This window comes from Bradyrhizobium sp. 199 (genome assembly GCF_023073355.1).
Classification (GTDB): domain Bacteria; phylum Pseudomonadota; class Alphaproteobacteria; order Rhizobiales; family Xanthobacteraceae; genus Bradyrhizobium.
This window is the reverse complement of record NZ_JADPJI010000002.1, coordinates 722930-736752: the sequence shown is the minus strand read 5'-3', so window position 1 is coordinate 736752 and position 13823 is coordinate 722930. Positions and strand designations below refer to the sequence as shown.

Here is a 13823-nt window from a genome sequence, read left to right as displayed (position 1 = left end):
CCTGCTCTAATCGCGTCGTTCCGGAGGCAACGCGCATGGCGCAGAGTGATCAGGAGGTCGCAGGCATTGATCCGCTCGTGCTCGGCGAGCTGCTCAAGTGCGCCGCCAATAATCTGTGGCTCGGGATCATCCTCTTTGGCAGCGACCGCAAGGTCATTTTCTGCAATCCGCGCTACATCGAGATGTACGCGCTCTCGCCCGAGCAGGTGCGGCCGGGCACGCCGATCAAGGATCTGATCGAGCATCGGCTCAAATTGGGACTGAGCGTCCGCGGCGACGCCGGTGCCTATGTGCGCGCACGCACGCAAGGTGCGGTCGCCCGCGAAAAGACGGTGCAGCAATTCGCGGACGGAAGGATCATCGCCTACACCATCCATCCCCTGCCCGGCGGCGGCGGCATGGCGACCCACGAGGACATTACCGAGCGCGAAGAGCTCAGTGCGCGGCTTCAGGAGCGCAATTTCCAGTTCGACATCGCGATCAACAACATGTCGCACGGGCTCTGCTTCTTCGACGCCGGCCATCGGCTGCTGGTCTGCAATACGCACTTCATCGAGATGTACGGCCTGCCGCCGGACCGCGTTCGTCCGGGCACGCCACTCCAGGAGATCCTGGACCTGCGTTTCGAAGTCGGCAGCGTGCCCGCGATGTCTCGGGAGGAATACGCCAAATGGCGTACCGATGTCGCCACGTCAGCCGAGGCCATGGATAGCATCGTCGAGATGCGAAACGGGCGGACTTTCAAGATCAGGCACCGGCCGATGCCGGATCTCGGGTGGGTCGCGACCCACGAAGACATCACCGAGCAGCGCAAGGCGGAATTGCGGATCGCGCATATGGCGCACCACGACGCGCTGACGGACCTCGCCAATCGCGCCCTGCTCGGCCAGCGCCTCAAGCAGGCGTTCGAACAGGGCTGGATGTTCGCGGTCCATCACATCGACCTCGACAAGTTCAAGGCGGTCAACGACACGCTGGGCCACCAGGCCGGCGACATCCTGCTGCAGGATGTCGCTCGCCGCCTCAGGCAGCTAACGCGCGACAGCGACACGATCGCCCGCATGGGCGGCGATGAATTCGTCATCCTGCAGACGCCGATTTCCGACCGGAGCGAAGCGGATCTGCTGGCGCATCGCGTCGTGAGCGGACTGGGTGCGCCATTCGGGCTCGGTGGACACCAGGCCGTTGCCAGCGCGAGCATCGGGATCTCCATTGCGCCGGGCGACGGGTCCACGCCAGAGCAGCTCCTGCACAATGCCGATCTCGCTTTGTATCGCGCCAAGAGCGACGGTCGCGGCATGCACCGCTTCTTCGAACCGGCCATGGATGCGGAGGCGCAAAGCCGTCGCGCGCTGGAGCAGGATCTGCGCGAGGGCCTTGCGGCGGGCGCGTTCGAGCTGCACTACCAGCCGATCGTGAAGACCAGCGGCCGCGAGATCTGTGGGGTCGAAGCCTTGATCCGCTGGCGACATCCACGGCGCGGACTGGTCGCACCGAGCAGCTTCATCCCGTTGGCCGAAGAGATCGGCCTGATCGTGCCGATCGGAGAATGGGTGATCCGGCAGGCGTGTGCCACCGCGAGCCGGTGGCCGTGCCATCTGCAGGTCGCCGTCAACATCTCGGCGGTGCAATTCCGCCAGCCCGGCCTGACGGAGGTGATCGTGGGCGCGCTGGCCGCCTCCGGCCTCGATCCGCAGCGGCTGGAGATCGAGATCACGGAAAGCGTTCTGCTGCAGGACCGCAATGCCACCCTGGCGACGCTGCATCAGCTTCGCGCGCTGGGCATCAGGATCGCGATGGACGATTTCGGCACCGGCTATTCCTCGCTGACCTATCTGCAATGCTTCCCCTTCGACAAGATCAAGATCGACCGGTCATTCGTCAGCGGCGTGGCAAACGACGCGGGATCTCTCAGCATCGTGCGGGCGGTGGCGGCGCTGGCGCGCGGGATGGGCATGACCACCACGGCGGAAGGCGTGGAGACCGAGGAGCAACGGGATCGGATCGCAGCGGAAGGCTGCACGGAAATGCAGGGCTACCTGTTCAGCCCTCCCCTGCCCGCAGCAGAGATCGAGCGCCGCTTCCTGAGCGCGGAAGCGCCTGCCATGCCGGATCGGTTCGCTGCGGCTTAGCTGCCTTCGGCCTGCGCGGGCTTCCGGCTTCGATGTGCCGCCGTCCGCTCAGGAAACCTCTCAGAATTCGCTGGCGATCTTCGAGAGCATCGCAATGAGGGCTTCGCGGTTGGCCTGGCCGAGCAAATCGTTCAACCGGGCCTCGTGCTTGGTGGCGGCGAGCTTCCTAGCGCGGGCCAGCACGGCCTTGCCCTTGTCCGTCAGCACCAGGATGTGCGAGCGGCGGTCGTTGGTGGAGCGGATCCGGGCGCAAAGGTCGCGGCTCTCGAGATTGTCGAGCATTGCCACGAAGTTCGGCCTGAGGATGCCGAGGGTGGAGGCGATCTCGGTCTGGTTACGGCCGGGATTCTTCTCGACCAGCAGCAGAACGGAGAATTGCGCCGGCGTCAGCTGGAGCGAGGCCATGCAGCGCAGGAAGTTCTCGAACACCTTGAGCTGCGCCCGCTTCAGGATATAGCCGAGCTGTTCGGAGAGCTCGCCGAGCTGGAGCGCCTCCGGTTGCGCCTCGGCCACGTCCTTGCGGCCCTTGGCCGTCTCGGCAGGCTTTTCAGAGGACTTTCCAGCGGCTTTGGAAACGGTCATCGCCTCGTGCTCGTAATCCCGCTAAATTCGGGACAGGTCGTCCGTCCCGCCCTTGATGTTATATTTGATAATTGTTATGGACCATATCAAATCTCGCATGCGTTTTTCAATGGCTGTGAGCGGACCGTCCACCGCAATCGAGGGGACCGGTCCGTAATCTTTAAGGGGGAGCGTCCAGTCTTGAATACCACCATCATGCTGTTCCTGGTGCAGGATGGCATCACCAATGGCGCGATCTATGCCCTGCTCGGCCTCGCGCTGGTGCTGGTGTTCGCCGTCACCCGGGTGATCCTCATTCCCCAGGGCGAATTCGTCACCTACGGCGCGCTGACCTATGCCTCGCTGGCCGCGGGCCAGATGCCGGGCACGGCAAAGCTCGCGCTTGCGCTGGGCATCGGCGCCTTCGCCTTCGACCTGTTCGTGGCGCGCAAGGCGCTGCACGGGCGGCTGATCCTGCGTAGCGCTATCACCAACATCGCGCTGCCGGCCATCGTATTGGCGCTGACCGTGTATTTCACCGCCCAGAAGCCGCCGGTCGTCGTCAGCATCGCGCTGTCGCTGGTGATCGTGGCGATGATCGGTCTCTATCTCTATCGCGTCGCATTCCAGCCGCTGGCCCACACCTCCGTGCTGGTGCTGCTGATCGCATCCGTGGGCGTCCATCTCGCGCTGCAGGGGCTGGGCCTCCTGTTCTTCGGCGCCGAAGGCCAGCGTGGACCAGCCGTGCTGTCCGGCGCTTTCACCGCGGGCTCGCTGCGCTTCACCGGCCAGAGCCTCACCGTCTACGGCATCACCATCGCCTTCATCGTCGGGCTCTGGCTGTTCTTCGGCCTGACGCTCTACGGCAAGGCGCTGCGCGCGACCGCCGTGAACCGGTTAGGGGCGCGGCTCGTCGGCATCCGCACCACGCTGTCGGGGCAGATCGCCTTTCTGCTGGCATCCGTCATCGGCGCGCTGTCGGGCATCATGATCGTGCCGATCACGACGCTCTACTATGACAGCGGCTTCCTGATCGGCCTGAAGGGTTTCGTCGCCGCGATCATCGGCGGCCTAGTCAGCTACCCCTTGACCGCCGTCGCGGCGCTGGTCGTCGGCCTCGTCGAGGCGTTCTCGTCCTTCTATGCCTCCAACTACAAGGAGGTGATCGTTTTCATGCTGCTGATCCCCGTGCTGCTGCTGCGCTCGCTCGCCGCGCCGGCGGTCGAGGAAGACAAGGACTGACGCCAAGATGCAGAGCCGGCTTCCCATTCTCGTCTTCGCACTCGTCATGGCGGCGATCCCGTTCGTCCCCGGCATGCCGCCGTTCTGGATCGTGCTGCTCGACAATGTCGGTCTCGCGGCCCTGGTTGCGATGGGCCTCGTGCTGCTGACCGGCGTCGGGGGCCTGACCTCGTTCGGACAGGCAGCCTTCGTCGGCTTCGGCGCCTACACCACCGCGGTGCTGTCGACGGCCTATGGCCTGTCGCCCTGGCTGACGCTGCCGCTGTCGCTCGTCGTCAGCGGTTCGCTGGCGGTACTGCTCGGGCTGATCACAGTCCGCCTCTCCGGCCATTATCTGCCGCTCGGCACCCTCGCCTGGGGGCTCGGGCTGTTCTATCTCTTCAGCAAGCTGGAATTCCTGGGGAGGAACGACGGCATCTCGGCGATCCCGCCGCTGTCGATCGGCACATTCAAGATGCTCTCGCCCGGCTCGATCTATTACGCGATCTGGGTCGCCGTGATCGTGTCGGCGCTGCTGACGATGAACCTGCTGGATTCCCGCACCGGCCGCGCCATCCGTGCGCTGCGCCGGGGTCATGTCGCCGCCGAAGCGTTCGGCGTGCACACGCCGCGCGCCAAATTGCTGGTGTTCATCCATGCCGCGGTGCTCGCCGGCCTCTCCGGTTGGCTCTACGCACATCTTCAGCGCGCGGTGAACCCGACGCCGTTCGGCGCCCAGGCCGGCATCGAATATCTGTTCATCGCGGTGGTCGGCGGTGCCGGCTATGTCTGGGGAGGGGTCCTGGGCGCAGCGATCGTCGTGGTCCTGAAGGAGGTGCTGCAAAGCTACCTGCCGCTGATCCTGCCCGGCTCCGGACAGGTCGAGACCATCGTGTTCGGCATCATGCTGGTGGCCCTGTTGCAGCTCGCGCCCGGCGGCCTCTGGCCGTGGTTGATGTCGTTCCTGCCGGAGCGTACCAGTGGCAGGAAGCCGGACACCTCGCTGAAGCTGGAGCAGCGCACCCGTTCGGCCGGCCAGTCCAGCATCCTGCTCCAGGTCGATAAAGCGCGAAAACAGTTCGGCGGCGTCGTCGCCGTCAACAACGTCTCCTTCGACGTCCAGACCCGCGAGATCGTCGCGCTGATCGGCCCGAACGGCGCCGGCAAGAGCACGACGTTCAACCTGATCACCGGCGTGCTGTCGGCCTCGTCAGGCTCGGTCTCGGTGCTCGGCAGGAAGGTCGACAAGGCGCCGCCGCAGGAGATCGTCAAGCTCGGTATCAGCAGGACCTTCCAGCATGTGAAGTTGGTCCCTGACATGACCGTGCTGGAAAACGTCGCGATCGGGGCGCACCTGCGCGGCCATTCCGGGCCGATCGCCTCGATGCTGCGGCTCGACCGCGCTGATGAAGCCAAACTGCTCGCGGAGGCCGCCCGCCAGATCGAGCGTGTCGGCCTCACTGAGCAGATGCATCAGTTCGCGGGCAGTCTCTCGCTTGGCCAGCAGCGCATCGTCGAGATCGCCCGCGCGCTCTGCGTCGATCCGATGCTGCTGCTGCTCGACGAGCCGGCCGCCGGCCTGCGCCACATGGAAAAACAGCAGCTCGCCAAGTTGCTGCGGGATTTGCGCGACGGTGGCATGAGCGTGCTGCTGGTCGAGCACGACATGGGCTTCGTGATGAACCTCGCCGACCGCATCGTGGTGCTGGATTTCGGCACCAAGATCGCTGAAGGCACCCCCGCCACGATCAAGACCAACCCTGAAGTGATCAAGGCCTATCTCGGAGTGGCAGCATGAGCGCGCTGTTGTCGGTCAGCGACGCCCATGTCGCCTATGGCAAGGTCGAGGCCGTGCGCTCGGTCTCGCTCGAGGTGGGCGCCAACGAGATCGTCACCATCGTCGGCGCCAACGGCGCCGGCAAGACCACACTGCTCTCCGCCATCATCGGCATCCTGCCGCTGAGGGGCCGCGTCAGCTTTGCCGGCCAGGATCTCGCCCGGCTCGACATCGAGGATCGCGTCGCGATGGGGCTCGGCCTCGTTCCGGAGCACCGCGAATTGTTCGTGACCATGAATGTCGAGGACAATCTCGAGTTAGGTGCCTTCCGCATCGAGCGAAGCAAGGCCAAAGCCTCGATGGAGCGCGTCTACGCGCTGTTCCCGCGGCTGAAGGAGCGCCGCAAGCAGCTCGCCGGCACGCTCTCCGGCGGCGAGCAGCAGATGCTCGCGATGGGCCGCGCGCTGATGGGCGAGCCGAAGCTCCTGATGCTGGACGAACCCAGCCTCGGCCTCGCGCCGATCATCGTCGCCGATATCTTCCGTATCGTCACCGAGCTGCGCGCCAGCGGCGTTTCCGTCCTGCTGGTCGAGCAGAACGCGCAGGCCGCGCTGAAGATCGCGGACCAGGCCTATGTCATGGAGCTCGGCGAGTTCGTGCTCAGCGGCAAAGCCAGCGACATCGCGGCGAATGAGCGGGTCGCGGCGAGCTATCTCGGCTTCCAGCACGAAGGCGAGAGCGCGATCTGATGCTCTTACCCTCCCCTGGAGGGTAAGCGAGCCGCGCATTACGGAGCTACACGCACTGCCTGCTCGCCCTTCAGCGACGCCAGTTCCGCCTCCAGCTCCGCAATCCTCGCATCCCTCATCGCCAGCGCCGCGGCAACGTCGCCCGCCTCGAACTTCTGCGGGATGTGCTGCGGGCAGTTGGTGTCCCAGGCGGCGATCTTGAACAGGATCACCTGCTCGGGCCGCGCGCGATAGCCTTTCGGCATCAGCGACATCGTCAGCGCCTCATCGTCCTCAACGACGCGCGCCTCGCCCCAGATCTTCACGCGGCGACGATGGGCGTAGTCCATCACGAAGATGTACGCCTTGGGATTCTCCGAGAGATTCCCCTGGGTGATGAACTGCTGGTTGCCGGCATAGTCGGCGAAGGCAAGCGTCTGCTTATCCAGCACCTTGAGAAAGCCCTTGGGACCGCCGCGGTGCTGGATATAGGGCTGGCCGTCCCCTGATGCGGTGGCGAAATAGAAGCTGTTGGATTCGGTGAGGAAGGTTTCGAGGTTCTCGTCGACCTCGGTGCGCCAGCCGCGCTGCTCGTTGCCCGCATAAGCCTCGCGCGAACCCTTGCGCCCCTGGATCGCCTTCACCGCGGGCGAGAAGGCCACGTCACTCGCATAGATGTGGGATGCGGTCGTCATCGGAACGTCTCCTGAAAATTCCGGCGCACTGCTGCGTCTTTCGCTAGCCAATATGGGCTTGCAACGAGCCTCGAACAATCATTCGGCTTGACACTTCATTGTTGCAGTATATGCAATAGTGCTATGGACCGCCTCGAAGCCATGCACGTGTTCGTCGCCGTCGCCGATCTGCGCGGCTTTGCGCCGGCGGCGCGCAAGCTGCGGCTGTCGCCGTCGGCAGTGACGCGGCTGATCGCGGCGCTGGAGGAGCATCTCGGCGCGCGGCTGCTGCAGCGGACCACGCGGCAGGTGAGATTGACCGATGTCGGCACGCGCTATCTGGAACGCGCGCGGCGCATCCTCGCCGATGTCGAGGAGGCCGACGGCTCCGCGCGGGACGAGCGCAACCGGCCGAGCGGACGGCTCGTGGTATCGGCCCCGGTCGGCTTCGGCCGTCTGCATGTCGGGCCGGTCATGACGGCCTATCTCAAGCGCTATCCCGAGGTCGCCTGCGAATTGCGGCTCTCCGACCATCTCGTCAATCTCGTGGAGGACGCCGTTGACGCCGCTGTGCGGATCGGTCACCTCGCCGATTCCTCCCTGGTGGCGCGCCAGGTTGGCGAAATGCGGCGGATCGTGGTGGCCTCGCCCGGCTATCTCAAGCGCCACGGCGAGCCCAAAACGCCGGAAGCCCTCCCCGCACATCAGACCATCCAGTTCGGCCCCTGGTCCGAATGGCGCTTCCTGCGCGAGGGCCGCGACATGGAGGTGAAGCCGTCGCCCCGTTTCATCAGCAACAGCGCCGACGCGGCGCTGCAATATGCCGAGGCCGGCGGGGGCGTAACGCGGGTGCTGGCTTATCAGGCCGCCGACGGCCTAAAGCGCGGGCGGCTCAAAATCGTGCTCGCGGCATACGAACAGCCGGCGCTTCCGATCCACATCGTCTATCCGACGTCGCGCCTGCTCTCGGCCAAGGTCCGCGCGTTCATCGACCTCGTGGTGGAGACGACCGCGTGGCGGTTTGGCTAGGTGCGTGTTACCGGACGCGCCGCGGAGCGGCGCACAGCCGAAGAGGCGCTGCGCTGGGTCCGGGGCACGAGACAACTACTTCTTCGGCACCACACGAAACGTTCCGCTCGCCCGCGCGATCACGGCGTCGTCGGCCCTCGCCAGGCATTGTGCGAAACAGATCGTAGAGCCGGTCTTGATCGCCTCGCCCTCGACCGCGAGCCATTGGCCGATCTCCGCCGCGCCGACATAATCAACCGACAGCGAGATCGTGACGAGCGAGGTCGTCCAGCCCGTCGCATGCGCGCAGCTGTAGCCCATGGCAGCATCGGCCAGCGCCGCGATCAGGCCGCCATGGATCAGCCCGCGCGCATTGGTGTGCGGCGTCGCCAGCCGCAATCCCACGGTGACGCCCTTGTCGGTCTTCCTGGAGTAGAGCGGCTCCCAGGGATCGGTGAGCGGAGCTTTGCGGAAATGCGGCTCGAAGCCGGGAGGAATGTCGGAGCTGGTCATGACTGTCTCACGATGCTGGCTGCCGCCATTGAACGCGCCGAGCGCAACAGATGCACCACCTACAAAGTTTTAAACGGAATTTGCGCGGGTGTTTGAATAAGGCCTCCGCCGTCATTGCGAGGAGCCCTTGCGACGAAGCAATCCAGACTGTCACCGCGGAGGGACTCCTGGATTGCTTCGCTCGCAATGACGGAGCATATGGCGTCGACACCGTCCTAAAACGGCAGCCCGACATAATTCTCCGACAGCGACGTCATCGCGGCCTGCGACCGGGTGACGTAGTCGAGCTCGGCGAGCTGGATGCGGGCACCGATGGTGCCGGTGTCGGGAAATTTGTGCAGCATCGATGTCATCCACCAGGAGAAGCGCACGGCCTTCCACACCCGCGCCAGCGCGGTGGCGGAATAGGCGTCGATCCCGGCGCTGGAATTCTCGTCGTAGAACTCGCGCAACGCGCTCGACAGATAGTGTGCGTCGGAAGCAGCGAGGTTCAGGCCCTTGGCGCCGGTCGGCGGCACGATGTGCGCGGCGTCGCCGCACAAGAACATCCGGCCGAAGCGCATCGGCTCGGCGACGAAGCTGCGCAAGGGCGCGATGCTCTTCTCGATCGAGGGTCCGGTGACGAGGCTTTCGGCCGCCTCCCGGTCGAGCCGGCGTTTCAATTCGTCCCAGAAGCGGTCGTCGGGCCATTGGTCGACATGGTCGTCGAGCGCGCACTGCACATAGTAGCGGCTGCGTCTGGTCGAGCGCATGGTGCAGAGCGCAAAGCCGCGCGCGTGGTTGGAATAGATCAGCTCGTGGCTGACCGGCGGCGTATCGGACAAAATGCCGAGCCAGCCGAACGGATAGACCCGCTCGAATTCCTCGATCGACGTGGCCGGAACGCTGGCGCGGCTGACGCCGTGAAAACCGTCACAGCCGGCGATGAAGTCGCAGTCGATCGTGTGGGTGACGCCGTCCTTGAAGTAGGTTACGCGCGGGTGACTGCCGTCGAAATCATGCGGCTGCACGTCGCTGGCCTCATAGACCGAGACGAGACCGGCGGCCTTGCGCGCGTTCATCAGGTCGAGCGTGACCTCGGTCTGGCCGTAGATCATCACCGTCTTGCCGGTCGCGCCCTTCATGTCGACGCGGTGACGGCGCCCGGAAAAGGCGAGCTCGATGCCTTCATGCACGAGGCCCTCGGCATGCGCCCGCGCGCCGGCGCCGATCTGGTCGAGCAGCGCGACAGTTCCCTCCTCCAGGAGGCCGGCGCGGATGCGGCCGAGCACATAGTCCGGGCTCTGCCGCTCCAGGATGACATTGTCGATGCCGTAAACATGCAGCAGTTGCCCGAGCAACAATCCGGCGGGCCCGGCCCCGATGATTGCGACTTTTGTCCGCAATACTTGCTCCTTCCGATCCTGTAGGCTTCCGCGCGGGCTGGTTGCCGCACCGGCCCGTAGACGATAATTATATCATATAACGTTTGGGCAAAAGGGAGCGGTCGTCGCCCGGGCAGCGACAAATCCATGCAGGATGGCTGACGTAGACGGCGCGACGAGGCGCGCGCCAGTTCCGGCTTGAACGCGCCGGCCAATTAGATAACATGTTAATTAACGAGACCGGGCGATCGAAGCCCGCCGTCGAAAACAGGGAGAGACGCGTGATGAGAAAAGCCTGTCTGGCATTGCTGCTGGCCGCGAGCGTGACGCCTGCCGTCGCGCAGGACAAGACCTTCGATTTGAAGATCTCGCACTGGGTGCCGGCCTCGCATCCCCTGCAAAAATCGCTGGAAGACTGGGCCGCGGCGGTTGAGAAGGATTCCGGCGGCACCATCAAGGGCAAGGTGTTTCCGGCCCAGCAGCTCGGCAAGGCGTTCGACCATTACGACATGGCACGCGACGGCATCGCCGACGTCACCTACGTCAATCCCGGCTATCAGCCCGGCCGCTTCCCGATCGTCGGCGCCGGCGAGCTGCCCTTCCTGATCTCCGACGCCAAGGGCGGCTCGATGGGGCTGGACGCCTGGTATCGCAAATATGCCGAGAAGGAGATGAAGGACGTCAAATACTGCCTCGCCTTCGTCCACTCGCCTTCCTCCTTCCATTCCAAAACCAAGAAGATCGTCAGCCCTGAGGACGTGAAGGGGATGAAGATCCGCCCGGCTCACGCCACCATGGCGAACTTCGTTACCTCGCTCGGCGGCACCAATGTGCAGTCCTCGGCGCCGGAAGTGCGCGACATCATCGAGCGCGGCGTCGCTGACGGCGTTACCTTCCCGTGGGGCTCCCTGGTGCTGTTCGGCATCGACAAGGTGACCAAATACGACATGGAGGCGCCGCTCTACACCACGACATTCGTGTTCGTGATCAACAAGGACAAGTACAACGCGATGTCCGACAAGCAGAAGGCCGCGATCGACAAGAACTGCTCGGTCGAAACGGCGGGCGTGGTCGGCGAGCACTGGGGCAAGTTCGAGGATGCCGGCATCGACAAGGTGAAGGCGGAATCCGGCCACGAGGTCTACAAGCTGACACCGGAGCAGACCGCCGCATGGAAGAAGGCCGCCGAGCCGCTGGTGAAGACCTGGAGTGAGGGCGCCAAGAAGGCCGGCGCCGATGCTGACGCCGCGCTCGCGGAGCTCAAGGCCTCGCTGAAGAAGTACAACGCGTTGGCGGAGTAGCTCTTCGTCGAAACACATGCGGCGGCGGGATACATCTCGCCGCCGTTGTTCTGCAAGCGGGCCGAGACGTGAGGAGCGCACCGCGCGTTCTCCCCCTCTCGCCGCTGAGGATGACATGTTTTAGGAAGCTCCCATGAAGCGCAGCTGGATGGATCGCGTGATCGACACGATCGAATGGATCGCGGCCGGCTTCGTCGGCATCGTCGCGCTCGACATCTTCCTGTCGGTGCTGCTGCGCAACACGCTGAACTACTCGATCCCCGACAGCTTCGACATCGGCCGCATGCTGCTCGGCATCCTCATTTTCTGGGGCATCGCGGCGACCTCCTATCGCGGCACCCACATCACGGTGGATCTGGTCTGGGGCAATGTCGGACCGCGCCATCAGCGCTGGATCGACGTGTTCGCAACTCTGGTGCTGCTGTTCGTCGTGACCGTGCAGACCTGGACGCTGTTCGACAAGGTGCGCGGCACCTACAACGACAACGTCCAGACCTTCGACATGCACATGCCGACCTGGCCGTTCTTCGCGGTCGCCTGGATCGGTGACGTCTGCGCCGTGCTGCTGATCGCGATCCGCACCTACCGGCTGATCTTCCATCCCGAAGAGATGCATGACCCCAAATTGAAGGCGACGGAGTAATCATGAGCACCGATGCCGTCGCCGTAATCGGCTTCGTTTCCCTGTTCGCCCTGATGCTGCTGCGCGTGCCGGTCGGCATGGCCATGGGCCTCGTCGGCGTCTCCGGCTTCGCCTATCTCGTCAACGGGAACGCGGCGCTGAAGCTGGTCGGCCAGACCTCGATGCGCACGGTGACCGACTACACCTTCGGCGTCATCCCGATGTTCCTGCTGATGGGCTCGTTCGTCAGCAATTCCGGCATGAGCCGCGAGCTGTTCCGCGCCGCCAACGGCTTCGTCGGACACTTGCGCGGCGGGCTCGGCATCGCGACGGTCGGCGCCTGCGGCGGCTTTGCCGCGATCTGCGGCTCGTCGGTCGCGACCGCCGCAACCTTCTCCGCCGTGGCCTATCCCGAGATGCGCCGCTTCGGCTATCCGCAGTCCTTTGCCACCGGCGTGATTGCGGCCGGCGGCACGCTGGGCGCGATGCTGCCGCCCTCCACCGTGCTCGCGGTGTACGGCATCATCACCGAGCAGGACATCGGAAAGCTCTTCATCGCCGGCATCATTCCGGGTTTGCTGGCGATGAGCATGTACATGATCACGATCTTCCTGATCGGTTATTTCCGCCCCGATTTCCTGCCCAAGGGCAAGGTGACACCGTGGCGCGAGCGCTTCGCCGGGCTGAAGGAGATCTGGGCACCGGTGCTGCTGTTCGTGTTCGTGATCGGCGGTCTCTACGGCCTGCCCTATCTGCCGCGCTTCACGCCGACGGAAGCCGGCGGCGTCGGTGCCGCCGGCGCGTTCATCATCGGCGTGCTCACAGGCCGCCTCGACCGCGAGAAGATCCTGGCTTCGCTGCTGCAGGCGACGCGCACCGCGGCCGCGGTCTTCACCGTGCTGATCGGCGCGCTGATCTTCGGCTATTTCCTGACGGTGACGCAGACGCCGCAGAAAGTGACCGAATTCCTCACCGGCCTGGGCCTCGGCAGCTATGGCGTGCTGGCGCTGATCATGGTGATGTATCTCGTGCTCGGCTGCCTGATGGACGCCATGGCGATGATCATCCTCACCGTGCCGATCATCTTCCCCGTGATCACGCATCTCGGCTTCGACCCGATCTGGTTCGGCGTCATCATCGTGATGACGGTCGAGCTCGGCCTGATCCACCCGCCGGTCGGCATGAACGTCTTCGTCATAAAAAGTGTAGTGAAGGACGTCTCCTTCTCCACGATCTTCAAGGGCGTAATTCCGTTCGTCGTCACGGACCTGATCCGCCTCGTGATCCTGATCGCCTTCCCGCTGCTGGCGACATGGCTGCCGACCCGCATGATGGCGCATTGAGCGGTGAAACGATGACCACACCGACGCTCCAGACCAAATACGTCTTCACCGTCACCGCCCGCATCGGCGAGGTCGTCACCGCCGGCGAGACCGGGATCGGCGTCCGCCGCATCATTCCGATCATCGGCGGCGAGGTGACGGGCGCGATATCAGGCAAGGTGCTGCCGTTCGGGGCCGATTTCCAGACCATCCGTCCGAACGAGCTGATCGACCTCGAGGCGAAGTACGCCTTCGAGACCGGTGACGGCGCAATCGTCTATGTCGAGAACAAGGGCATGCGTTTCGGGCCGGTCGAGCTGCTGCAGAAGCTCAAGCGCGGCGAGCCGGTCGATCCGAAGCTTATCTATTTTCGCACCGTGCCGAAATTCGAAACCGGGCACGACAAGTATCGTTGGCTGATGGAGCACATTTTCGTCGGCTCAGCGGCACGGCATGCGGATCGGGTGGTCATCGACGTGCATCAGGTGATGTAAGGGCAGCTGCAAATCTCCGCCGGCTCCGCAAACTCCGCTCGTCCTCCCGGCGAACGCCGGGACCCATACCGCGTCATCTGTCAATTGCGGCCGGTAGGAGTACCGA

The 13823-nt window shown here is 64.6% G+C and carries 13 protein-coding genes; 9 read left to right on the top strand and 4 right to left on the bottom strand.

Going from position 1 to position 13823, the window contains the following annotated elements:
- Positions 1-35 precede the first annotated feature (35 nt).
- On the top strand, positions 36-2132 hold the full coding sequence (locus IVB28_RS03540) for an EAL domain-containing protein (RefSeq protein ID WP_247524668.1): 2097 nt from the start codon (positions 36-38) through the stop codon (positions 2130-2132).
- 60 nt (positions 2133-2192) lie between these two features.
- On the opposite strand, the gene IVB28_RS03535 is transcribed toward IVB28_RS03540, so the two are convergent.
- Positions 2193-2714 carry a MarR family transcriptional regulator gene (locus IVB28_RS03535; protein ID WP_247524667.1) on the bottom strand — a complete coding sequence of 174 codons (522 nt, stop codon included), beginning with the start codon at positions 2712-2714 and terminating at the stop codon, positions 2193-2195.
- 180 nt (positions 2715-2894) lie between these two features.
- Between IVB28_RS03535 and IVB28_RS03530 the strand changes: the two genes are divergently transcribed.
- Genes IVB28_RS03530 through IVB28_RS03520 form a run of 3 tightly spaced genes read left to right on the top strand, consistent with a single transcriptional unit; the run spans position 2895 to position 6440 of the window.
- On the top strand, positions 2895-3935 hold the full coding sequence (locus IVB28_RS03530; protein ID WP_247524666.1) for a branched-chain amino acid ABC transporter permease: 1041 nt from the start codon (positions 2895-2897) through the stop codon (positions 3933-3935).
- A gap of 7 nt (positions 3936-3942) precedes the next feature.
- Positions 3943-5712: a branched-chain amino acid ABC transporter ATP-binding protein/permease gene (locus tag IVB28_RS03525; RefSeq protein ID WP_247524665.1), complete on the top strand. Its 1770-nt coding sequence runs from the start codon at positions 3943-3945 to the stop codon at positions 5710-5712.
- Positions 5709-6440, top strand: a complete 732-nt coding sequence (locus IVB28_RS03520; RefSeq protein WP_247524664.1) for an ABC transporter ATP-binding protein — start codon at positions 5709-5711, stop codon at positions 6438-6440. The genes IVB28_RS03525 and IVB28_RS03520 overlap by 4 nt, the downstream gene beginning before the upstream one ends.
- A 38-nt stretch (positions 6441-6478) precedes the next feature.
- Here the strand turns inward: IVB28_RS03520 and IVB28_RS03515 are convergent, their stop codons facing one another.
- Entirely contained in the window at positions 6479-7114 is a 636-nt protein-coding gene (locus IVB28_RS03515) for a pyridoxamine 5'-phosphate oxidase family protein (RefSeq protein WP_247524663.1), read from the bottom strand.
- Positions 7115-7237: 123 nt separating this feature from the next.
- On the opposite strand from IVB28_RS03515, the gene IVB28_RS03510 reads away from it, so the two are divergent.
- Positions 7238-8122, top strand: a complete 885-nt coding sequence (locus IVB28_RS03510) for a LysR family transcriptional regulator (protein WP_247524662.1) — start codon at positions 7238-7240, stop codon at positions 8120-8122.
- A gap of 75 nt (positions 8123-8197) precedes the next feature.
- On the opposite strand, the gene IVB28_RS03505 is transcribed toward IVB28_RS03510, so the two are convergent.
- Together IVB28_RS03505 and pobA are read right to left on the bottom strand one after the other, a co-directional pair.
- Positions 8198-8614 (bottom strand): PaaI family thioesterase, encoded by a 417-nt coding sequence (locus tag IVB28_RS03505; RefSeq protein ID WP_247524661.1) that lies wholly within the window; start codon positions 8612-8614, stop codon positions 8198-8200.
- Between the two features lie 215 nt (positions 8615-8829).
- A complete protein-coding gene (pobA, locus tag IVB28_RS03500; protein WP_247524660.1) occupies positions 8830-9999 on the bottom strand; it encodes a 4-hydroxybenzoate 3-monooxygenase in 1170 nt (389 codons plus the stop codon).
- Between the two features lie 263 nt (positions 10000-10262).
- Between pobA and IVB28_RS03495 the strand changes: the two genes are divergently transcribed.
- From IVB28_RS03495 to IVB28_RS03480, 4 genes are all read left to right on the top strand, one after another.
- Positions 10263-11279 (top strand): TRAP transporter substrate-binding protein, encoded by a 1017-nt coding sequence (locus IVB28_RS03495; protein ID WP_247524659.1) that lies wholly within the window; start codon positions 10263-10265, stop codon positions 11277-11279.
- A gap of 133 nt (positions 11280-11412) precedes the next feature.
- A complete protein-coding gene (locus IVB28_RS03490) occupies positions 11413-11922 on the top strand; it encodes a TRAP transporter small permease (protein WP_247524658.1) in 510 nt (169 codons plus the stop codon).
- 2 nt (positions 11923-11924) lie between these two features.
- On the top strand, positions 11925-13244 hold the full coding sequence (locus IVB28_RS03485) for a TRAP transporter permease (RefSeq protein WP_247524657.1): 1320 nt from the start codon (positions 11925-11927) through the stop codon (positions 13242-13244).
- Positions 13245-13255: 11 nt separating this feature from the next.
- A complete protein-coding gene (locus tag IVB28_RS03480; RefSeq protein WP_247524656.1) occupies positions 13256-13717 on the top strand; it encodes a DUF3237 domain-containing protein in 462 nt (153 codons plus the stop codon).
- Positions 13718-13823: the final 106 nt, after the last annotated feature.